We start from the raw sequence: 20,169 nt of genomic DNA on the forward strand, positions 1-20,169 counted from the left end.
GCAGTCCTTTCTTTGTAACTGTCCCACGCTGCCACTGATGTTGCCAAATACGGAGCATTTAGCAAGTACGCAAATAAAACAACGCTCAGAAGCGTGATTTGCCCACTCAGCAGACAGTCGTGTAGGTAGTATTTTCAGATTGTGCCATATTAGCAAGAACGGTGTTTGAAAACTGATCTATCTTCTCCGAAGAAAAAAACCCTTATTTAGCAAGGGTTACAGAGCCAGTTTGTTAGGGGATACTAGAGTTTTTGTTAGGGGATACTAGAGTCTTTGTTTTAAGACTCAAAGCTATATAGGACAAAGCATTTAAGCCAATTTTTACAACTTTTTTTGTTAAAACAAAAACAAAAACCAGCCGATTGAAGTTGATAGCCAGCTGGTAGTTGGCGTCACTGTGCCAAAACGGCTAGTTGTTATTTCAAGTATAAATACTTAAATTTTGATATCTAGGAACATTCGGACAAGGGCAGCTTGTTGTAGGCTGAGGGGGCGCGAGCCTCTTTCAACTAGTGAGATGAAATTTTGGGAGACGGTAAGAACGCCAGCCAGCTTTGTCTGTGACCACCCTTTGGCAATACGCGCTTCCCTCACTTGGCTGCCAGTCAATTTAATGTCTTCTGGTGTTGTATCCTTTGTTTTGGGCTGTAATCGTTGTACCTTTGGCTTAACTTTGGATGCTATTAGTTCAGGAATAGGGTGTGGGGGCTTGATGGTAAGCTTGGCATCCAGTAGCTTTTTAAAGTAGCCTTTAGGCTGTTTCTGCGTATATTCTGGTCTTAGCCATTCGGGATATGTTTCTGGGTCAAATACAATTTGCCAGTTCAGCTTGTTGAGCAAGTGCTTTAAAGCATTATCCCAGCGCTGCTTCAGGCTAAAAGCTTTGGAACGATCGCCTAAAGCTTTATCCATTTCTGTTTTGGGCAATGCAATTTCTATTAGCTCCTGTACCCTGTAGTTTCCATCAAGGCGAACCCGGCTATCCAATGTCAAATATATAGCCAACCTTAATGTGAGTTCTTCGTGATAGGGGTCAATTTCTAAGACTTTCTGCGCTAAGTAGCCAAACTGATATAAAGCTTCCCGCGATTCAGCTCCCGCTCGGTTTAAAAAGTATTTAGTCCAAGCACCTGGTTGAACAATTATTTGAACTTCATCAGGCTCTTCTATTTTTCCAGATGTATTTACCTGACCAGATGGCACAATAGTGATGTTCCACATACGACCAACAGGGGTACTAGCATTTATACCACCTTTTCTATTTCTCCCTTCTATCCATACTGTTTTAACTAACAAACAATCCAGGGCAAACGCTGTTTTTGCTATTTCTAGAAGTTTTTTATGTTTAGGTAAATCAGTTCGCTTATCCCAACCAATTTTTTCTATCAACTCACTGCCTTTGACAGTAAATAAGCTCTCCCAAGGTTTCTCCTGCTCCATTGTATAAGCAGCCAATATTAAGTGTAATTTGACACTATTGAAACCAAATTTATCAATAATCTGTTGAGCTTCATTCCAAGGAAGTAAAGTTACATCACCAGGAGTACTAATATAATGCTCAATATAATTTTGGGGATTACCTTTAGCTCTATGTTGTGCAACTGCTATCCCCTCTTCATTTTTTTGCCACGACTCTTGTTTTTTAATTTGAGAATTAATGCTTGAAAGCATAAGTGCTGCTGTAGGAATAGCCTCAAATGGCTGTGTTTTAAATAATGAACTTTGTTGGCTCTCTTTATAGCCTTGAAGACTGTTGTTTATTATATTGTAGTAATTTTGCAGGTTATTTTCATCAATTTTATCTTTTGCGGAGACTATTGAAGAGATTGTACTCTGCCATACTTCATTAAATATAGCTTCAAACAAGTCTGAAATTTCTGAACCTTCTGATACAAATAATGCATTATCAGATGGGAAATACTGAATTAATTTATCGCGGATAACTTGTCTAATATTATCTTGAATATCTACTAAAATAGAAGTAGTGAGTTCATCTCTATCATTAGAATTAGGAATTTTCGAGTTATCTTGACTCATCACATTAGATTGGAAAGCAACTATTACTGAAAGAAAATTGCACTGGACTTACTGAAATTTTTAATTACGATAAATACTACATAATAACATAATTTTGATCTAAATTTAGTATACTTGAAAGTCAAATTGAGCAGGAAATTATCAGAACCAACATTTGAATTTTAAAAAAATTTGTAAGGATTCAGGTGTTTTAACACCAGTCACAGAGCCAGTTTCAGAATTGACTCCATCTTATTCACATAACCTTATTCGCAATAAGGCACGGAAAGATAGGCTTTATCTCATTTTTATTGAGAATATAAATTTGCGGCTAATACACGAAAATCCTTATTAGGAAACGATTGTAGAGATTTTGGTAAGTACTCGTGCAAAATAAATTGCACATCTCTTTTGCCTGTGTGCCTTATCCAATCAAGGATACAGATTAAAAAATAGGAAATTAATTTTGTACAGGTACTTATGACCTGAATCCTTTTGTAGGGTATATGGCTGCCACATTAGACATCCATCAACTTCAAAGCACTACTATCATTGGGTCTAGCCTTAAGATACCTGTCAGTGATAGCTAGATTGCTATGACCCAAAGTATCCTTAATCAGCACTGGATTAACCCCCCGTTCTGCCGCATGTGACCCGTGGGCATGGCGCAACCAGTGACAGCTGACTTTCTCACTCAAACCCGCTGCGGCTGCCACCACCTTGATAATCGGATGGAGATTCTGCCGTTCTAGATGTCCCCCCTTTTGACTGGTAAACACAGCATCTGTGGGAATGGCATCCCCTTTAAATACCATCAATTCTGTCCACAGCTTTGATTTCAGCAAAATCGTGCGCGACTTGTTACCTTTACCCTGCCGCACATACACTTGCCCACTATCACCTCTAGCTGATAAATCCCCCCAAGTTAACTGACACAGCTCATGCGATCGCAAGCCTGCCTGATACAACAATTTCACAATTAACACATTCCGGTGAGCGATCGCCTGCCGTTTAGCAGTTTTAGCATTACCTACCATCGCTTCTGCCGCCCGTACCATCAGTTTAATATCTGCTTCATCCAAATAGCGTTCATTAATCGCATCGGGTATTTCTCCCAATTTCAGCGCCATCCCCACATTGAAGGGCAGATAACCAATTTTGTGAGCAAAACTAATCAAACTTTTAACCGCCGCCAGATAAATGCGCCTGGTGCTAGCAGATTGTGTCGAGAACTGGGTGCTGTACTCCACCAAATCCTCGTAAGTAATTTGGCGCAAGGGTTTTCTCAAAAACCGCAGAAAATGCTTAACGTAACGCTGATAAGCCTGGACAGATGAATCCGCCTTACCATCCAACCACAGAGTAATCAACTTCGCCTCCGCAAGGGCCGGGGATAGTTGTGAGATTGCCTGGCGGTAGTTGCTGACGTGAACCAGAGAAAGAGTCATTTTTACTACCCTTTACTTGATCAGACATAACCATAGTTGAGTCTGGTTTTATGTTGTCTGATTTTTATTGTCACTCCAAATGGGTATTCCAGATCCAACTATCTGATTTATTAACTTGTGTTAAGTGGTAAATTACTTATGTAGTTTGTAGGATATTTGTTAAATTCAAGACATTTTTAACTATTACGCCGTAAGTCCCCCACGCTCATTCGGGAAGGATGAATCAGTGGTGACGATAGGGATGGGAATGCAGCAATAAATATTAGACCAGAGGGTATCAGAATGCTTGCACTGAGGGGTGTCGAAGTGCTAAAGGCGGAAGGTATGGCTCAATATCTTGGGTGAAACAGAGATTCTCAAAGCCGCCAAAAAGCGAAGGCTAACCAATTTTGGACAGGTTTTTCCCAAGGGGTGGTAAGTCCTAAACTTGGGCGAAAGTCTGAGTTTAGGCACTCCCCATTGATTACAGAAGCTGTTCTAGGAGCAAACAAAGCGAGCATCTACTTGTTCGCTACTAGCAACTGCTGGACGATATTCTGATCCTGGTATGGACTACTATGAGCAAAAATACCAGGAACTGATTCTCAAAAACCTCCGACAAAAAGCTCAGGCTCTTGGTTTGGAACTTATTCCTATTTCTCACTCCACCGAATGTGTTTCTTGAAAGTGAACCTTAATAATATGCACGGGGGAATCTTACTATTCCACTGGTTCGCCATTGAAGGAATTAAATAGCCCAGTCCTCGAACCCAACTCAATACCTAGTTAATAGATGATGCCCAAGCACCATCCACACGTAAGTTGGCACCGTTAATGTAACTAGTAAGGGGACTAGAAAGAAAAGTAACTAAATGAGCTACATCTTCAACAGTTCCCAGCCGACCAGTGGGATTACTCATCATCCCTTTCAACAAGTGCTGTTCAATCTGCTTTAAGTCTGTACCCCATCCCTGCATTGAACCAATTTGAAGCATGATTTCGGTCAAAGTGGGTGTGACAATTGGGCCAGGACTGACCGCATTCACTGTAATTCCTGTTCCTGCTAGTTCTTTTGCCAGGCTCACTGTCAAGTTCAGGATGGCAGCTTTGGTTGCCGAATAATCAGCCATAGGCGTTGGTTGTGTGGCTACGCTACTAGCCATATTAATAATACGTCCCCAACCAAGTTCTCGCATTCGCGGTATTAGTAATTGAATGGTGCGTACCATTGAAACAACGTTAATGTTGTATAGATCCACCCATTGGCTGGATGTTGAGTTCATCCAACCACTCATGAAATAAGTACCTGTATTGTTAACCAAAATATCTATAGCCCCAAGAATTGATAAAGCTTTATCTACTGATTCATCTGCTCCTGTATCAGTAGCTAAATCACCAATAGCAACAAACCCTTTTCCTCCATTAGCTGCAATCTCCTGAGCAACACGATTAGCTTCTTTTTCATTTCGACCATGCACCACTACTCTCGCTCCTTCTTTTGCTAGTGCCTTAGCAATAGCTTCACCAATACCAGAGGTACTACCAGTGATGAGGACACGTTTTCCTTGTAGTTGTAAATCCATTGACTTTCTTGCCTAATTTGAAACTTCTATGTAAATTCAGCTTGTAGCTTCAAGCTATCAGCAATTTTCAGGAATTTATGAGCATTCTGGCAGAAAGATTACTAATTGCGTTTGGTGTAAGTTTCCCCAACGCAAAACCCTTGAACTCAGTCTAAAAACTGGTTTTAGACTTCGGCGTGAGCGAGCGTCGAACGCTGACTGACTTCTCTACGAGACGCTGTTCGCGTTTGGCAACGCTTGAGTCGGACGCTGACCGCTGAAGTGCTGAATGCTTACACTTCTCTTCTGTGGTGATCGAGATAGGCTGTAGGGATGTAAAGATTTTAAATAACTAATACTCCTACACCCCCGTCCAGCTACTCAAACAATTGATTGTTCCTTTTTATGCGAAAGTCATCTCAATACCAAATTCTTGGCAAGAAGTAGTAGGACTTAAGGCTACATCACCCCAACGCATTACGGTTGCGGTGGCATTTGCTGATGCACCAAAGGAATAGACGAGAACCAAGTCATTTTCATGAATCTTACCTGATCTCGCAGCATGATACATATTAGCCAGGGGAAGTACAGGCCCGATGTTGCCATACTGGGGGTAGAGATTGATGGTGCGTTCTGGGTTTATGCCCAGTATACGGGCACTGAATTTGGCAAACCAAGCAGTCGGCGTATTAAAAATAAAGAAATCTATTTGAGCGATTGTTACATTTGCTGCTGCTGCTGCACCCTGGCAGCACCTGAGAACAAAATCAGCAGATGTATTGCTAATGACTCGATTTGCTCCTTTGCCCGTCTTCATAAACAGTCGTAGGTTACCCTGAGAATCCTCTGCAATTTCAGTGTGAAAAGTGCTGCAAGTCTCTGCTGAATGAACGGTTTTACTGCCGAGAATTCCTTGGTTAGCTTTAAGCTTACTAATTACAATGGCTCCAGCACCATCACCAGTGATCCATGAGATAGTATCTCTCTCATCAAGCAGCCGAGAATATGCACAGGAAGTAACTACTAGAATATTGCGGTATTCTCCTGCTTGCACTAATGTACTAGCAGTTTGCAATGCAACCATAGCACTTGAACACATGGAATTAAGATTCCAAGCTGCACAGCGCAAGCCCAGCTGATTGACGAGAAAAGCAGCATTACCAGCAACAATTTCCTCAGTACCGAAAGAGGTAACGATCGCCAAATCAATATCTTCTACAGAAAAATTTGCTGCATCTAGGGCATCTTGTGCGGCACGACACTCTAGGGTGAGCGATGACTCACCTGGAGCAAGTATCCGTCGCTCAACAGCACCCCGAAAGGGATCTGAAAGATAAGGCATCATTTCTTGGTCAAATTCGTTGCTGGGAGTAGATTCATCAAGTGAAAACAGTCTAGCTAAACTCTTTTGTTCGGATTGAGCAACTAGGTCTGGGTATTTCTGGCGATAGTAATCATTTGTACAGATGTTGCTGGGAAAGCTCAATGCTAAAGAGCGAATGCCTACAGGATAATTTTTCATCACTAATGTCTTCCTATGAATTTGTTATGCCTTGTGAAATCAAACTGTCAATCCGACCTTCTATAGGGACAGGTTCGTGCGGATCGATAATCACATCAACTACGAACGGAACAGGAGAAGCGATCGCCTTTTCAAGGGCAGTTTGGATATCAGATTCACTTTCCACACGAATACCATCGGCTCCCATAGCACAGGCAAGTTTCACAAAATCCACCTGCGGAATTTCTACATCCATACCTGTGAAACCCTGTAAGGTTGATCCTTGACCGCACATGTTGTAACGTCCGTCGTTGAGGATAATCCAGACAGCAGGAATCTGGTATCTCACCGCTGTGCTGATTTCACTGTTCATGAGCATTGCACCATCCCCAACAATGGCCACTGCCTTTCTATTGCCTGCTAACGTTGCACCAACAACACCCGTGACGAAATGCCCCAGAGAACCAAATCCTGTACTAGCTCGGTAACGAGTCGGTTGAGTAAATTGCAGCAGATGATTTCCCCATGCCAATGAATTACCCGCTTCGGTCATCACTATGGCATCGCTCTCTTCAACGATCACCTGTTGAATTGCATCCATGAGTACTTTTGGTCGTACCAAGCCATTGATTCGGGGATTAATTTGTTGACGCTCAGTCCGAGGCAATACCATCATAGGTTCTTGACTTTGCTGACTTTTCAGGGTGTCCGAAAAACCTCTCTTCTGCGAGGAGAGAGGCTTTGATTTCTCCCCCTTCCCTACGGGGGGCTGGGGGGTTAGGTTTGGCGTTAGCTTTTCCACATGACGTGAAAAGTCAGCTTGACTTTGAGGCTGAGGGAAGTGCTTCAGCAATGCCTTAACAAACATTCCCACATCAGACTGAATAGCGAACGTATCAACATCTGGATATGCAGTTCCTGGGACATTTGGGTCGATATCAACATGCACAAAACCTTGCACAGGGATCATGACTGGATTCCAAAATGAAGTGAGTTCACCAAGGCGCGTTCCTAGTACCAGCACTCGCAGAGGACGGTACTTTTGCATATAAGTTAAAACAGACCTATGTCCAGCAAAGCCTGTGACTCCCACAAACTGAGGATGGTTCTCTGGAAAAATACCTTTGGCACGCGGCGAACACATGACGGCAGCCCCTGTCCTCTCAGCCAGCTGAAGAATTTCTGCTGCTGCACCTCTGGCACCAAAGCCAACCCAGATAGCAAATGTCCCAGGCGACAACAACCGCGCACATTCTGCAATGGTTTCTTCACTGGCGGCGGGCGGAGAATAACAGAGATTAACTCGTGACAATGCTGTCTTAACTAAACTTGTTTGCAGATTGGTGGGAATACTCAAGTGTGCTACAAAGCCACCTGGTTGGGCTAAACCCAGAGCTAGCCTGCGATAGACCTCTGGAAGTTCATCATCAGATTCGAGGGTATGTGCATAATGAAATAGAGATTCTGAGGTAAAAATTCCTGTACTCGGCATAGTATAAGTACTGGTTTCCTGACAAGCCCACCGTCCCCGCTGAGATGTAGAGGTAGAAGCTGAGACGAAAATTACCTTTGCGCCCTCCCAACGAGCCGCAAATAAACCTGTTAAAGCATTAGTAATGCCCGGCCCGGTAGTCACAAACACCACAATAGGGCGATTCCTTCGGAGCGCTGAGTGCAAGGCACACGCTCCGCGAACGCTATCGCTAGCAAAGTATGCTTCAGTAGCTGCAAAAGCTGCTCCCGCTTCATGACGAAAGTGCAGCACCCGAATAGAACTATGTTGCAAAGCGTGCCATAAAGGGACAATTGCTCCCCCTGAAACACCAAATGCATATTGCACTCCCATCTCTTCTAGCATTTTGACTATTACAGAAGCCACTGAGCCAGGAACAAGACCCAATCGTGAGTTGGGTAGGAGATTCGTAAAAAGTGGGACAGTTAAGGATGACTGACTTGCAGCAAAAATGCCAGAGCCGGATTCATCATTTATGGTAGTATGCTGATCTGATGTAAATCTTATGGGGCTACCATCTTTTAACTTTTCGGCTTTACTTGTGTTGTTAGGAAAAGATTGAATGTTCATAGGCTTAAAACAATAGATCAAGGGGCGACATACAGCTTGATAAGTAAACTTTCTTGCTAATGGGTGTAGAAAATTTACCAAAAGGTAATTTTCTTTTTGGAAATTTAAGTTTTGTGGAACATAATGTTTAGCTTGTTTGCTGACCTTCTAAATACATCAAACTTCATTGCATACTGAGTTACCGCCTGAGAGATACTGACTTGTTTCTGGTTTCGACTGACTTTTGCTGTTGATCATCAGTGTGATTTTTGTTGGATAAGCTATGCCTAGATCACTCAAAGTTAGTCAGGAATACATTGGGAAGGTGAAACTGGCAATCAGACGTAACGGTTTTGCCAGCCAAAAAGCTTTGGCTGAGGATGTAGGGCTGGCTTTAGCCACAGTCAGTAACTTCTTGACTGGTAAACCTGTTGATCAGGCGACGTTTGCGGAACTCTGCCAGAAGTTGGCACTAGACTGGAAAGAAATCGCCGACCTAAATTTTGAGACTACCGACAAAAAATCGAGTATAGATACTCAGAAAAGAAGTACTAGTAAACTCCAGGACTGGGGAGAAGCGATTGATGTCTCAGTTTTCTACGGACGTAAGGAAGAACTCACCAGATTAAAGCAGTGGATTGTGAGCGATCGCTGCCGACTCATCACTTTAATTGGTATGGGAGGGATTGGTAAAACCGCTTTGTCTGTGAAGCTAGCAGAACTTCTACAAGACGAATTTGAGTACATAATTTGGCGCAGTCTTCGGAATGCGCCACCAATTCATGAGCTATTGAGCGACTTAATTAACTTTTTTTCTCACCAGCGAGAAATTGATTTACCAGAAACATTAGATGGTAAAATTTCTCGATTAATGGAATTTCTCCGTTCCTGTCGCTCCTTATTAATTTTAGATAATATTGAATCAATTTTATCTAGTGAAGAACGCGCCGGAGGCTATCAACCAGGATATTCAGGATATGGTCAACTTATAAGATGCGTAGGAGAAATCAATCATCAAAGTTGCCTAGTATTAACTAGCCGAGAAAAACCTAGAGAAATTAGCATCAAAGAAAGTATAAACTCTCCAATTCGTTCATTAAGATTAAGCGGCTTAACGCAATATGAAGGTCAGGAAATCATAGCAAACAAAGGCTTTTCTATATCAGAAAACCAAAGTCGAGCATTGGTCGATTATTATGGAGGCAACCCTTTAGCCTTGAAGATTGTCTCAACTACTATTCAGGAGTTATTTGACGGCAATACTGCTGAGTTTTTACAACAAGGAACCATTGTGTTTGGCGATATTTCGGATTTATTAGAGCAGCAATTTAACCGATTGTCAGCTTTAGAAAAACAGGTAATGTACTGGCTAACAATTAATAGAGAATGGGTATCAATCTCTGAATTACAAACAGATATTATCCCAGATGTTTCACTCAAAAATTGTTTAGAAACTTTAGAATCACTACAATTACGCTCACTAATTGAGAAGAATACCGGAAAATTTACTCAACAACCAGTGGTGATGGAATATGTAATTGACCGATTAATTGTACAGGTATGTGAAGAAATAGAAAATGGCGAAATTGCGCTATTTAATAATAGTGCATTAATCAGAGCTACTGCCAAAGATTACGTGAGAAATGCCCAAATTCAATTGATTATCAAGCCTATTGCATATAAGCTTTTAAGTTTTTTTGGTAACAGAGAGAATGTGCAAAACTACTTAAATCAGATTTTGTTAAAACTGAAGTCATTTGGTTTTCTAAAACCAGGATATGCATCTGGTAATATTCTCAATTTACTCTGGCAACTCCAAGTAGACCTCAGTGGCTATGATTTTTCTAACTTAACGGTTTGGCAAGCTTACCTACAAGGTATGAATTTGCATGAAGTCAACTTTGCCAACTCGGATCTGAGTAAATCGGCTTTGACTCGAACTTTAGGAGGTGTTTTATCAGCAACATTTAGCCCAGATGGCAAGCTGCTGGCAACAAGCATAGATAATGAGATTTATTTGTGGGAAGTTGCAAACATCAAACAAATCATTACCTGCAATGGTCATAAAGCTTGGGTGCAGTCTCTGGCTTTTAGTCCAGATGGAGAAATTTTAGCCAGTGGCAGCAATGACCAAACCGTGAGATTGTGGGATGCGAACACCGGACAATGCCTGAAAACTCTACAAGGCCATACTAGTTGGGTGCAATCTCTGGCTTTTAGTCCAGACGGAGAAATATTAGCCAGTGGCAGCAACGACCAAACGGTGAGATTGTGGGATGCGAACACCGGACAATGCCTCAAAATTTTGCCAGGGCATACCAATCGGGTTATCTTCGTAACCTTCACCCCAGATGAGCAAACTTTGGTAACTGCTAGTGAAGACCAAACCGTTAGAGTCTGGGATGTTGACACAGGGCGGTGTTTACGAATTATTACAACTCATATCAACTGGGTTTTATCTGTAGCTTTAAATTCGGATGGACGAACACTGGTAACTGCTAGTGATGGTAAAAACGTAAAATTCTGGGATTTAGCTAGCGGTGAGTGCATTAAAATTTTACCAGGCTACAGCAGTTATGTGTGGGCAGTTGCTTTCAGCCCAGATGGCAAAATATTGGCAACGGGAAGCGAGGATAAAACAGTTAAGCTATGGGATGTTGTCACAGGGGAATGTCTGCAAACTTTGCATGAACATAGCGATTTGCCTAACGGCGATCGCAACGCTTCACGCGTTTGGTTAGTTGCCTTTAACCCAGATGGTCAATCTTTGTTGAGTCTTGGTGAAAACCAAACAATGAAGCTATGGGATCTGCATACAGGGCAATGTTTAAGAACTGTGGAGGGGTACAGTAATTGGATATTATCTGTTGCTTTTAGTCCAGATGGTCAAATTTTGGCAAGTAGCAGTGAAGACCAACAGGTAAGATTGTGGGATGTCAACACTGGACAATGCTTACAAACATTACAAGGGCATACTAATCTGATATCTTCAGTTAGCTTTGCTCCTCAAAATATAGATGGTTACACGGTAGATAAGGGCATAACGTCAATTAATCATAAAAGTCAAATTCTGGCTAGTGGCAGCGACGATACAGCCCTAAAAATTTGGCATACAAGTACCGGAGAGTGTTTGCAAACACTTTGGGGACACAGTAGTTGGGTACATGCAGTTAGTTTCAGTCCCGATGGTCAACTTTTGGCAAGTGGCAGTCGTGACAAAACAGTTAAGATTTGGGATTGGTACACGGGAGAATGTCTGCATACTTTGGTAGGGCATGGCGATCGCGTACAAACAATTGCCTTCAGTTACTGCGGCAGAATGCTGGTAAGTGGTAGCGATGATAACGCTATCAAGCTGTGGGATATTAGTACCGAAATTTGTCTGCAAACCTTGTCAGGACATAGTGATTGGGTTTTATCAGTTGCATTCAGTCCTTGTGCAGACATCCTTGCTAGCGCCAGTGGCGACAGGACAATTAAACTGTGGAATGTTCATACAGGGCAATGTCTACAAACCTTTCAAGGTCATATATATCGAGTGAGAACAATTGCTTTTAGTCCAGATGGACAGACTTTAGCCAGTGGTAGTGATGACCAAACAGTGAAACTGTGGGATATCAGCACCAATAATTGTCTCAAAACCTTTCAGGGACACCGCAAAGCGGTACGGTCAATTGCCTTTAGCCCCAATGGTCTAATGTTAGTTAGTAGTAGCGAAGACGAAACTATCAAGCTTTGGGATATTGAAACAGGCGAATGCTTGAAAACCCTGAGAATGGATAGACCCTATGAAGGTATGAATATTAAAAATGTGATTGGTTTAACTACATCTGAAAAAAATACATTAAAAGCTCTGGGGGCAGTAGAGAGAGATTGACACTCTCCGGTCTAAAGCACGAAATATGCAACTACGTTGCTGTTTCTGGTGGGGTTTTCAACCTACTCTTTATAAACTGTTATTATTTGAATGCGATCGCTAATTTTTATTCAGTTTGGGTGCAGAACAATTGTGATGGAAAATACAAATCCACAAGAAGATTATCAAAATCAAGTCTCATCTGATACATCAAACGATACTCCAGAAGTAGTATCAGATGAAATTTTGACTTCGCCAGAAGTAACAGCCGATTCTGAGCAATCAAATAAGCAAGAAACTCAAGTAGAATCTAATACATCTGGTAATTCGCGATCGCCTGGGAAAGATAGAGATTTATAGTCGGCTCATTTTGCGGAAAAGTATGATTATAAGGAGGGCGATCTCGTTTACCTCAACCTACTTGTTGGAATTGGCGGTGGTTGGTGGTACATCGTCACAGAGGTGGCGATCGCTTTCCCTGACGTTGGGATTATTTTTTAGATAATTATGAATTAAAACGCAACCATGCGATCGCATATCTTTGAAATTAAAATTCCACAAAGTAACTTTTCCCTCAGAATCAACAGATGCTAAAGTTTCGCCGTCTGGGCTAAAATTCACGTTTGTAACTTTTGTGGCTTCTTTATCCCCTTGCTCTCTACTAGATTCCTCATGCCCCTTCAAGGTTGCAAGCAGTGTATTACTGCTGAAGTCCCAAAGCTTGATGGAATTCTCACTTATAGAGGCTAGGGTCTGACCATTGGGGCTGAAACTAACACTAGAAATACTATTTTTCCTACCCTCTGGAAACGTATTGAGTAAATTACCATCACGATCCCAGAGTTTTATTATTCTACCTTCACCAAGAGTAAAGATGTTTTTACTGTCTGGGCTAAACCTTAAGTAACTTGCTCGATCCCCAAGCATATCTGATTCTGATACAGAAACTGCAACATTTGGGTCGTCTTTATACCACGGCCATTGCTTAATATTTCTGCCATCAAGATTCCAAAGTTTAACAGTTAAGTCCCAACTTATTGAAGCAATAATTTTACCATCTGGGCTAAAACTAACATCAATTACGTTCTCCTTATGACCTTGTAATTCCCGAACCAGCTTGCCGTCTCTATTCCAGATTTTAACAGTGGTATCATCACTGGCGGATGCGATAAACTTGCCGTCTGGGCTAAAGTTTATCCTGTTGATTTTTTCTGCATGAGCCTGAAAAGTTTTAATTTTTTTACCATCACGACCCCAGAGTATAATGTCACCTTTAAAAAGCGAATCGTCGTTATCAGTTTTGGAGGCCGTGGAGGCAATCAATTGACTATCCGGACTAAAACTGAAACTACCAACTGAATAACTATGACTAAGAATTGCAATTTTGCTTAAATTTCTATTCCATAGCTCGATTATATTGTCTTGAACCAAGGCAATAATTTGACCATCCGGACTAAAGTTTATCTTACCCACTCCTTCAAAAGTTTTAAGCAAGGTTCCATCCCTAAGCCAGAGTTTTGCAGTTTCAGTGCAACGACTGTTATTACCAAAGCAACCAACTGATGCTATCAACTGACCGTCAGGACTAAAACTGACTTGACTATCCTTCTCGCTTTGCAGCGTTTTGAGATTACTGAGGTTTGTACTCCAAATTTTGACAATGTTATCGTCACCACCAGAAACAATGAACTGACTGTCAGGGCTGAAAGTAACGTTGTTTACTGCTGCACCGTGATTAAAAGTTGCGAATTCCTTACCGTCTAGACTCCAAAGTTTGATAGTACCATCATCTCCAGCGGAGATAATGAACTGACCATTAGGGCTAAAACTAACGCTATTAACTGAAGAACCGTGGTTGAATTTTCTTATTGGCTGACCGCTGCTCCAAAGTACGATACTACCGTTACTACTGGCAGAAACAAGGAACTGGCTATCTGGACTGAAACTGACACTCTTGACTAGACCACGATGCCGGACAACAATTTTTTGCTTAACTAGTTGAGAGAGGTTGCAGGAGTTCTGGTTTTGACCGCAACCATTCAAAATTGTAATGGTGCTGTATTCCTTGTTATCTTTGGTAGTTATATTCGCTTCGGCAACAGCAATAAGCCGACCATTAGGGCTAAAACTGGCGCTGGTGCCCCAATTGCCACCCTCTAAAGTTAAAGTTAAAGTTTTGAATTCCTCTCCCTTAGTATTCCAGAATCTGACAGTACCGTCATCACCAGCCGTGGCAATGAGCTGACTATTGGGACTGAAACTGACACTATTAACGCCCCCAAGCTGATAAGGAGGAGGAGCTGTATGACCTTCGAGAGTTGCCTTAATTGTCCCATCCCTGTTCCAGAGAGTGACAGTTCGGTTGTAATTAGTCGCTGCGATAATCTGACCGTCTGGGCTGAAGCTAACACTTGTAAATGAATTAGAGTTTTCATTCTTAGGGAGAGTTGCCTTTAGTGTTCCATCTGTGTTCCAAAGTTTCACAGTTTGATCAGTACTGGCTGAAGCGATAAGCTGACCGTCGGGGCTGAAAGCAACACTCTTGACGGTAGCAGTATGACTATCCAGACGATTACGCTCTCTCGCTCCATAAACTGCCTGCGCGATTACAGGCATAATCTGATTTAAATTACCAATTTGTCCCAAATTTTCTGTTTGTAATTTTGCAGCTTTCAAACTAGCAAACAGTGCATCTAGTTCCTGATTTGAGGATAAGTAGCTTTGAGATGTTGAGGTGAACGCACCAATTTGACCTTTGATAGCTTCGTTCCTCTGCCAAAAAGCGATGATGGCTGCGGTACTTACTCCGACAATGAAAGTGGCCACAGCCCCAATTAACCGATAGAGGTTATTTCGGCGGCGCTGGAGGCTAAACTCAACAAACTCCTTCTCTAGTTGGTTGAGCCACATATCGTCAGATTTTAATACCTGCTGCAATAGCAAAATCCGGGGGTTATTATCCCACAGGAACCCGACTGCTCGTTTATTATTTTTCCATTCCTCAGCAGATGGTGTTAGCAACTGTTGCAGCGCCAGTTTTTCCTGTTGCTTTTTGGTTTTTATCCAGTTTCGTAATCTATCCCACCCCAACACCAAAGCATCGTGGGCTGGCTCTACATAGGGTTCACCTTGAGAATTGGAGCCTTCAACGATTAAACGGGCTTCAGAAAAGCGTTTGATTACTGTTTGCACGCGATCGCTTTCTTCTTTATCAGGATACACCAGCTCCGATTTAGGTACTTGTCGCCGTGCTAACTCCCCACCCTGTAATGAAATCATTCGCAACATTACCCGCCGCACCGAGTTTTCATAAGCAGAGTCTTTTTCCAATAACTGTTTGTGTTCCTGGTTCGCACGTTGAGTTAGAGAACCAACAACTCTACCTAACTCCTCATAATCTTTTTTTGTTAAAGCGCGGTTATCTCTGGTGCGATCTCCCAAATACTTCAGATACAATTCACTGAGGGTGAAAGAAAGCAAAGGTAAACCACCTGGCATTTGTACAACTTCGTTAATTAGTTCGTCTACCAAACTGGGAGGGTCAAAGTACACGACTTTTTCCGATGCTGGTTTTTCAATACAGGAGCGGAATTCATCTTGGTTCATGAGTGGAACGACAAACCGAGTATCCTCATTCCAAAAGTCTTTGAGTACAGAGGTTTGGAACTGCGCTTCAAAGTCGAGTCGCAAGGTGATAACTACATGAATTTTGTCGGGATATTTAGCGATCGCATTCTTTATCAAATTCTGAAACTGCTCTTGTTCTTTGTCACTCTTACACAAAGTTATCAATTCTTCAAACTGGTCAATTGGTAACAACAGTTTAGTATTTGAATGAATACTGCTCCAGCTTTCAATAATTGTTGTTAATTTTTGGGTTTCTTCTAGTGCTTTGCTTAAATCATCAATAGGTTTTCTTAGCTCTTCATGTAACTTTTGCCGTTCCTTAAATTTATTAATCCATTCATCAATAAATTGTTTGTCTTGATCGTTGTTATTACTAAAAGTGTTTTGCAAAGATTGTTGCAGATCATCTGTAAATTTCAAATACTCAATATCTAATAGCTCCTCTCTCAACGTTAACTGTTCAATTACTTGTAAAATTTCAGTCTTTTGATTTTTGCAATTTCTAATCAAATTTTCCAAAATGTGCTTGCTTTTCTTTAATTCTTGACTCAATTGCTTAATAGCAACCATTTTTTTAGCAGCAGTTTCATCGGTAATTGGCAAGCATACTTGCGCCAAAGCCTTCAAAGGACTTTCCCCCGGTCGCATGGGATCTAAAATCTCAAACTTCTGCTCTTGGGAATCACGCAGACGCTTCAATAACCCGGCTTTCATTAAGCTAGATTTCCCAGTTCCAGAAGCACCTAGAACTATAGTTAATGGCTGCTTGTTAACAACTTGCTCGTTAGCAATTGCTTTCTGATAAAGCTCTTGAATCAGATTTTCTCTACCAAAAAACAAATGACTGTTGTTTTCATCGTAGGATTGCAATCCTAGATAAGGATTATTTTCTTTATTAAGCGGTGGTGCATCATCCAATTTATCTCGGTCAAAGTTGGGTAACAGAAAGATAAATTCCCCTTTGTCATGTTTTCGGAGTGGACACAAAGTTGGAGTTTGCCGCTTAAAGTGTTTTTCTGTGAGAACTTCAACTTGATCTCGCAGATATGAGTACAGCTTAGTTGCTGTCATGATGCCATCATGAGTGTCAGCTTTTTGATCAGTTCCCCGTAGAGCATTAAAAAGAGCTTGAGCAAAGGGAGAATGAACCTCGTTACCTTCTTTTCTTGTCCCGCGCACTCCCCAAGAATCTAAGGCTTTTTGATCGTCAGCAGCTGAAGTAATTACTTGCCAAGCGGCATCGCTGATAAAGCGATCGTAGCGTTCTTTGTATACTTTGACTTTAGGGACAATATCTCGCTTCAGGCTTGACCAACGAAATGCTCCAGCAAAGCAACAATCGAGAATTGCTAACATATGCCGACAAGGAAGTGCATTTAAGGCATCATGTAAATCCTGCATTGGCAAGTAGGTATTACTATTCTCTGTGGCATCTTGAGGAATTAAGTAACCCACTGGCCCCTCTTGATTTTCTAGGGCTTCCTTGGCGATACCATGTCCAGCAAAATAGAAAAGGACACGATCATCTTTAGTAACTGTAACTTTTTCGTTATCAAATGGTATTTGTCCTTGTTTAAAATCTGCAATTAACTGATTGAGATTGTTGAGACTAGCACGTTGATTTAGAAATAGCTGAACTTCATATTTATTCTGTGCTTGATATTGCGGCTTGAGAGCTTCATGCTGCTTTTGCAAAATTTCAGCAAGTTTGCAAGCATCTGGAACTGCTGTTTCTAAAGGTGGAATATCATTTTGATAATTATTAATACCGACAAGAACGGCAAAATTCCGGTTAAACGTAGATTTAGGCATGAGTTTGTCTCTCTTTTAGTTTGAATGTAAAGACAATTAAGACAACTTTGGTTTTTTAGTAAGTACAATGCTAAAGTTTTCTTAGCGCGATTCCTCATCTCACTTATCGTCTCCTCAAAAACATGACACAAGCAAAAATGAGCAAGCAATACAAAGGCAAAAGTCAAGTAAGATAATGCCTGACTTCTGCCTTTTGATTATTTAGTGTTGTTGTTGAAAAATTGAGGTATAGTTTAAAGGACGAACTGTAATAATGGTAACTTCTTCTGCATACCAATCGACATACTTTGCTGTAGTTTTAGCTTTGATGTCACGATCTTGCATGCGATTCATTAAACGCTCAAGGCTACTTAGGTTTTGGGAATCAATATTTCTTGGTATAGGTGGACGAGGAGCGTCAAGTTTATCTTGAGTTAAGAATCTAGCATCAAATTCATCATTGCTCACAATTAATTTAATAATGTCTTTGTACTCGGTAATGCCTTGTTTCCAGAACTCATCTGGAACTTCAAGTACCAAATCTATTCCATCTAGAGCATAAGCCTCTTCCCCTGGTTGAAGTCTGACGCTACCTGCCTCAAAAAATGGAGTACTGATTGCAAAGTTGTCAGCAAGATTGACCAAAGAACAGTGAAGTGACTGTTTACTATGATTAGTAATTTTCAGTTTAAATTCCGGTGGTTGCCACTGACTATTTTCATATTTATACTGCAAATGTATCTGCTTAACTTGCGATAGCTCATGATTATCAAAGATGAGTTCCATCTTGATATCGCCAGATTTAATTACAGTTGCAGCAGTATTTGAGAGCCGAGCAATCGTTGTCCAACGAGCAATATGTTCTAGGCGTTGAATTACCTTTTGTGCGTTCTCTTTTGTGTAACTATCAATTTCTTTTACAAGTGGTCGAGTGTCTTGAGATTTAGTAATCAAATATTGTTGATTGCGGCAGAAGAGGCGAAACTCAGGGTTGGTAGATTCCTCACGGATATAAGCTGAGGGTTTACCATCAAATCCAGCAGTTTTTACTGCTTCCCGTGCCAAATTAACACCTGCTTCGTCTCCCTCAAAGTGAACCCCTAAAGGCGGTAGCGGTAGACCAATAACTACTGCTTTAAAAGTACGCTCAGTAGTTAGATTTTGCACACCTTCAATATCTATTTTGCTCTTGGTTGGCAATACCTGAGTTACTTTAGCAGTCCCGACAGACATTGAGGGGTTGCGTAGGTCATCGATATTGGCATCAAAAGGGAATAATGCTAGTACAGTCGTTTCGCCATTTTGAGGCGGTTGAACTCCGTGAACAGCACCGCCTTCTATTACCCAGCCAGAAGTTCTGTCATTTTTAACAATAAAGTAAGGTTGAAGTTGAGCGATCGCACCATCCAAGAAAAATTTGTTCTCATCGTTGGGGTTATTCACTTCCAATTGTGGCGACTGATCCCCATTCACGCTGCGGACTAAAGCATTTGTGCGTCCAAACAAATCTCGATAAGTCAGCTTTCCATTCGTTTTGGACAGTGTATCCATCAAAAAATAGGAAAAACGACCCCGATGTTGACCACCTGCATTATATTCTTTTGCTGTTTCATGGTCTCGACAAGCTGCTAAAAGCACATGACGACCTTTAGGTAAATGCCAGCCAGTGGAGCTATCTGCCGGTTTTATTTCTCGAAGACCTGAAAGTTGATTTAATTCTTCCAGGGTAAAAATAAAACTTTTAAGTGGACGTTTCCGCTTATCTGTGGGTAAACGCCGTTCTTTTACCTCTTGCAATGGGTCTTTTGTCCCAGAACCAGAGTGGCAGCAATCCAGAATAATGGTCATATGCGGGTTATTGTTTGCCACTTCTGCAATGAGTACTGCCAATTCTTTGTCTGCTAAATCCCAACCACCGTCAGTACGGCTGTCGTAACATACTAAAGTTTCATCAAGATGGTCTGGTTCTAAATGCCAAAATTCTTGCGGTGCCTGTTCCTGAGAACCGTGACCACTGTAGTAAAACAAAACTACATCATCTTCCTCGGCCTGACGAAGATGTTCCCGGAAACCATTAATAATTGCCTCACGGGTGGCTTGTTTGTCTTTTAGGGTTTGTAAATGAAGTTGATATTCTGTTCTCTCGAACCTTTCGTGCAGATATTCTGCGATCGCGGTAATATCATTCACACAACCTTGAAGGCAATGATTTGGATTGGGGTAATTATCGATACCTACAAGCAAGGCATATAAATTACGAATCCTAATTCCTCTAGTCGGGCTGAAAGTTTTGTGCATATTTTTAATCATGAGTATTGCGTACAAAA

General features: G+C 41.5%; 9 protein-coding genes. 2 read left to right on the forward strand and 7 right to left on the reverse strand.

The annotated features are described in order from the left end of the window. Positions 1–435 precede the first annotated feature (435 nt). The 5 genes from CYLST_RS30685 to CYLST_RS36240 all read right to left on the reverse strand — a co-directional run bounded on the left by CYLST_RS30685 (position 436) and on the right by CYLST_RS36240 (position 8,364). Positions 436–2,037, reverse strand: a complete 1,602-nt coding sequence (locus tag CYLST_RS30685; protein ID WP_015328427.1) for a helix-turn-helix domain-containing protein — start codon at positions 2,035–2,037, stop codon at positions 436–438. A 497-nt stretch (positions 2,038–2,534) separates the two neighbouring features. After that, on the reverse strand, positions 2,535–3,464 hold the full coding sequence (locus CYLST_RS30690) for a tyrosine-type recombinase/integrase (protein WP_015328428.1): 930 nt from the start codon (positions 3,462–3,464) through the stop codon (positions 2,535–2,537). Between the two features lie 761 nt (positions 3,465–4,225). Continuing rightward, the gene (locus CYLST_RS30695) at positions 4,226–5,026 is read right to left on the reverse strand and encodes an SDR family NAD(P)-dependent oxidoreductase (RefSeq protein ID WP_015328429.1); all 801 of its coding nucleotides are present in this window, start codon (positions 5,024–5,026) and stop codon (positions 4,226–4,228) included. Between the two features lie 382 nt (positions 5,027–5,408). Then, on the reverse strand, positions 5,409–6,527 hold the full coding sequence (locus tag CYLST_RS30700; RefSeq protein ID WP_015328430.1) for a 3-oxoacyl-ACP synthase III family protein: 1,119 nt from the start codon (positions 6,525–6,527) through the stop codon (positions 5,409–5,411). A gap of 13 nt (positions 6,528–6,540) precedes the next feature. Then, positions 6,541–8,364: a thiamine pyrophosphate-dependent enzyme gene (locus tag CYLST_RS36240; RefSeq protein ID WP_245587563.1), complete on the reverse strand. Its 1,824-nt coding sequence runs from the start codon at positions 8,362–8,364 to the stop codon at positions 6,541–6,543. A 487-nt stretch (positions 8,365–8,851) separates the two neighbouring features. Here CYLST_RS36240 and CYLST_RS30710 point away from each other — a divergent pair, with 487 nt between their 5' ends. Continuing rightward, on the forward strand, positions 8,852–12,445 hold the full coding sequence (locus tag CYLST_RS30710; protein ID WP_015328432.1) for a WD40 domain-containing protein: 3,594 nt from the start codon (positions 8,852–8,854) through the stop codon (positions 12,443–12,445). A 135-nt stretch (positions 12,446–12,580) separates the two neighbouring features. Further along, on the forward strand, positions 12,581–12,784 hold the full coding sequence (locus tag CYLST_RS30715; protein ID WP_041234107.1) for a hypothetical protein: 204 nt from the start codon (positions 12,581–12,583) through the stop codon (positions 12,782–12,784). 57 nt (positions 12,785–12,841) lie between these two features. Here CYLST_RS30715 and CYLST_RS30720 read toward each other — a convergent pair whose 3' ends face one another. Then, positions 12,842–17,863: an nSTAND1 domain-containing NTPase gene (locus CYLST_RS30720; RefSeq protein WP_015328434.1), complete on the reverse strand. Its 5,022-nt coding sequence runs from the start codon at positions 17,861–17,863 to the stop codon at positions 12,842–12,844. A 201-nt stretch (positions 17,864–18,064) separates the two neighbouring features. Continuing rightward, entirely contained in the window at positions 18,065–20,152 is a 2,088-nt protein-coding gene (locus tag CYLST_RS30725) for a caspase family protein (RefSeq protein WP_015328435.1), read from the reverse strand. Positions 20,153–20,169 lie beyond the last annotated feature (17 nt).

It is taken from the genome of Cylindrospermum stagnale PCC 7417, assembly GCF_000317535.1.
Taxonomy (GTDB): Bacteria; Cyanobacteriota; Cyanobacteriia; order Cyanobacteriales; family Nostocaceae; genus Cylindrospermum; species Cylindrospermum stagnale.

Excerpts from the sequence above, each read along its gene's own strand:
- CYLST_RS30685 (WP_015328427.1), bottom strand. The coding sequence starts at position 2,037 with ATGAGTCAAGATAACTCGAAAATTCCTAATTCTAATGATAGAGATGAA.
- CYLST_RS30690 (WP_015328428.1), bottom strand. The coding sequence starts at position 3,464 with ATGACTCTTTCTCTGGTTCACGTCAGCAACTACCGCCAGGCAATCTCA.
- CYLST_RS30695 (WP_015328429.1), bottom strand. The coding sequence starts at position 5,026 with ATGGATTTACAACTACAAGGAAAACGTGTCCTCATCACTGGTAGTACC.
- CYLST_RS30700 (WP_015328430.1), bottom strand. The coding sequence starts at position 6,527 with ATGAAAAATTATCCTGTAGGCATTCGCTCTTTAGCATTGAGCTTTCCC.
- CYLST_RS36240 (WP_245587563.1), bottom strand. The coding sequence starts at position 8,364 with ATGCTAGAAGAGATGGGAGTGCAATATGCATTTGGTGTTTCAGGGGGA.
- CYLST_RS30710 (WP_015328432.1), top strand. The coding sequence starts at position 8,852 with ATGCCTAGATCACTCAAAGTTAGTCAGGAATACATTGGGAAGGTGAAA.
- CYLST_RS30715 (WP_041234107.1), top strand. The coding sequence starts at position 12,581 with ATGGAAAATACAAATCCACAAGAAGATTATCAAAATCAAGTCTCATCT.
- CYLST_RS30720 (WP_015328434.1), bottom strand. The coding sequence starts at position 17,863 with ATGCCTAAATCTACGTTTAACCGGAATTTTGCCGTTCTTGTCGGTATT.
- CYLST_RS30725 (WP_015328435.1), bottom strand. The coding sequence starts at position 20,152 with ATGATTAAAAATATGCACAAAACTTTCAGCCCGACTAGAGGAATTAGG.